Below are 2,800 nucleotides of genomic sequence, written 5' to 3' on the forward strand. Positions count from 1 at the left end.
GAACATCGCTCGCAGAGGGGGCCGTTTAGCTTCTTTGTGAACTCGATGACGGCCAGCATGACCACGGGCAGAATGACTCCCACCATCACCTCAACGTTCTTTACATTCTCGCTCAGGTATTGAGCCAACGTCCACAGGTTATCTCCTTCGCCAATCCACGGATTCGTCGCGAGGCCAAATCGAAGCAACACACCCAGGAAAAAACTCGACAATGCGACCAGCAGCATGTCGCGAATGTTGATACGTGTGCTGAACAACCCCCACAGCGTTGGAGCGTACAGCGGAACCACAAGCATCGAATTGATGGTGACAATGAGTTTCTCAGCACCGCCCAGTTGTGGAACCAGTAACGCCGAACCAACCAGCAGTGCGCCCAGTAAGACGGTAAAGATTCGGCCAACCATCACCAACCGTCGCTCACTCGCACGGGGGTTGAATTTGGCGTGGTAGAAATCGTTGGTTAGAACACCGGCAAAAACATTCAATTGCGAACTCACCATGCTGGCGGTGGCCGAAAACAATGCCGCAACCATTAGGCCCAGAAGCCCTGGCGGTAAAACTGACCGCGCCGCGAGGATGTAGGCCTGCTCTTTATCAATGCCCTGAACTTCGCCTCGAAAAAGCAACGGCGGCAACAGCCAGAACAATGGTGTCACCAAATACATAACGCCAAAGAGATACGCTGACTTTCTCGCGTCCTTGGAACTTGGTACCGCTAGAAAGCGTTGCACGAACGCCCATTCGGCACCAATCATGAAGAAATGGATCATCACCCACCCCGTCAGGAAAAACCAACCGTAGCTCCCAGCAACCGGGCTGAAAAAATCGTCGGGGACCGACGCCACAAACCCCGACATGCTTTCGATATTCCCGAGCATCAAGAATGCCACCAGAAACACAGTGACCGTCAATACGATGAATTGCAGCACATCGGTCATCAGGACGGCCCACAGACCACCTTGCATCGTGTAGGCCGTCACGATCACACCGAAGATCACGATCGCCAATGTCAGATTAACGGGAATCAAAGCCACCAACAAAACGGCCAACGCATACAGGGAAACGGAGACTCCCAGAATGCGTTTGAAAAGCATCGTCCACGTGAAGAACTGCAGCCCCACGGCGCCAAATCTTAGGCTGACAAATTCCGCCGGCGTTTGAATGTTCAAACGGTTCCATCGTCCGGCGACAAAATAGCCGACAAGCAGCGCTGCAATTCCGTAGCAGGTGTTGATGACAACGGCGACCATTCCGTATTGGTAAGCAATTCCTCCCCAGACCACGAATGTGCTGGCTGAGAACATGGTCATGAAGCCGCTAAGACCAGACGCCCACCAGGGCGATCGACGTCCGGCAGAGAACATTTCTTTCTGACTCGATGACCGCTTACCAGCCAGTGTGCTGATCGCGAACAGTCCAACCAGGTAGAGTCCTAGCGCGATGTAATCCAAGCTGTTCAATATATTCCTCAGTAAGCTCGGATTTCATAAATATGCGCCGAAGGGGAACCGTGGGTTGCCAGCACTTCGACACGCAGTTCGTCAAGATTGACCGGATCGGTCAACATGTGAATGCGTCGACGGTTGTAGTTGTCGCGAATATCGACCAGTTCCATCCAGTTGTCACCGAGGCGTCCCATAATGCGATAGTCCTTTACACACTGCGGGACGGGGAAAACAAAACGATGTGCCTCGCGAGGCCAGCCATAACAACGATCGGGAGCATCCAGGTCCGTGTCAAAGGCAAGGCTGATCTCGTGGACTTGCTTCGTGTCGCCCCACTTCAGCGAAACTGATTGCGGTAGCGGTTGGCTGCGATCCGAGATCCAGATATTGGGCCAGTCTTCCGCCCGCGAGATTCCATTGGTGACGTTGGTGGCCTGATAAGGCGAGGTCAACGAAGTTGGTGCGTCGGCATACTTCACTCGATGGCAAAGCGTTGCTCTTACCTTTCGGTCGAATTCGATGCCAACCGTTTCTGACATCCAGTCATGTAATTCCTGCGGCAATCGACCATGATGATTCAAGGGAAACCAGTCGTCGGTGACTGGCGCGATCCTGGCTTTGCCATGGGAAGGTCGTGGGACCAATTCGCCATCGAATCTTGCCGCAAAGCGTGTCCCAAGGGCTTCTTCACCTGAGTAAGACCAAAAGACTCCCGGTTGTGCAGAGAGGCAAATCCATAACAAAGAAGGATCGGTAGTGTCCTCATTCAATTTCACGTCAATCCAGGAAGACGAATTGGGATCGACCTTGATCGTTTTCTCCGCGACAGGCGTTTGTTCGTCGAAGCGCCCCAGCGTATGACTGCGATAAACGGACGCCACGATTTCGCAAACATCGGATCGTTCGGACTGCAGTCGCACACCGACCGATTTGATGTGGCCGGGTGTTACCGGAAATTGTTGGGCCAAGTCGTACTTAAGCTCCAGAGAACCTGTCGAATGCTCGGCCTGATAGGGCTGGTCGCTCGATGATGTGATTTCGGCCGCGCGGGCAAGATCCCGGTGGTCCTGATTTGGCAGCCGGATCAGATGCACGTCGGCTCGCAACAACCGCTGCTGAAGTTCAGCGATGTGGTCTTCTGCGATCTGCCTTGGTTCGACGTTTTTCTCGTTGCAGATCGCAGCCGCCATTCCGACCGACTGCGCAGCAGCGCCCAAGCTGTTCATCACACGGATCGAACCCATCGCAACGTGGCTGACGCTGATGCAACGTCCGACCAACATCAAGTTCGCAATGTTGCGTGAATAGAGCGATCGAAAAGGAACGCTGTAAAGTTCGTTGACAAATGTTTGATC

At 53.6% G+C, this 2,800-nt stretch carries 2 protein-coding genes; both read right to left on the reverse strand.

Going from position 1 to position 2,800, the window contains the following annotated elements; genetic code table 11:
• A partial coding sequence (locus RMSM_RS12980; RefSeq protein ID WP_040766231.1) for a sodium:solute symporter family transporter occupies nt 1–1,460 on the reverse strand: 1,460 nt, incomplete at its 3' end.
• 8 nt (nt 1,461–1,468) lie between these two features.
• Nucleotides 1,469–2,800, reverse strand: a 1,332-nt coding sequence (locus tag RMSM_RS12985; RefSeq protein WP_040766234.1) for an FAD-dependent oxidoreductase, incomplete at its 5' end; no start/stop codon positions are given.

This window comes from Rhodopirellula maiorica SM1, assembly GCF_000346295.1.
GTDB classification, from domain to species: domain Bacteria; phylum Planctomycetota; class Planctomycetia; order Pirellulales; family Pirellulaceae; genus Novipirellula; species Novipirellula maiorica.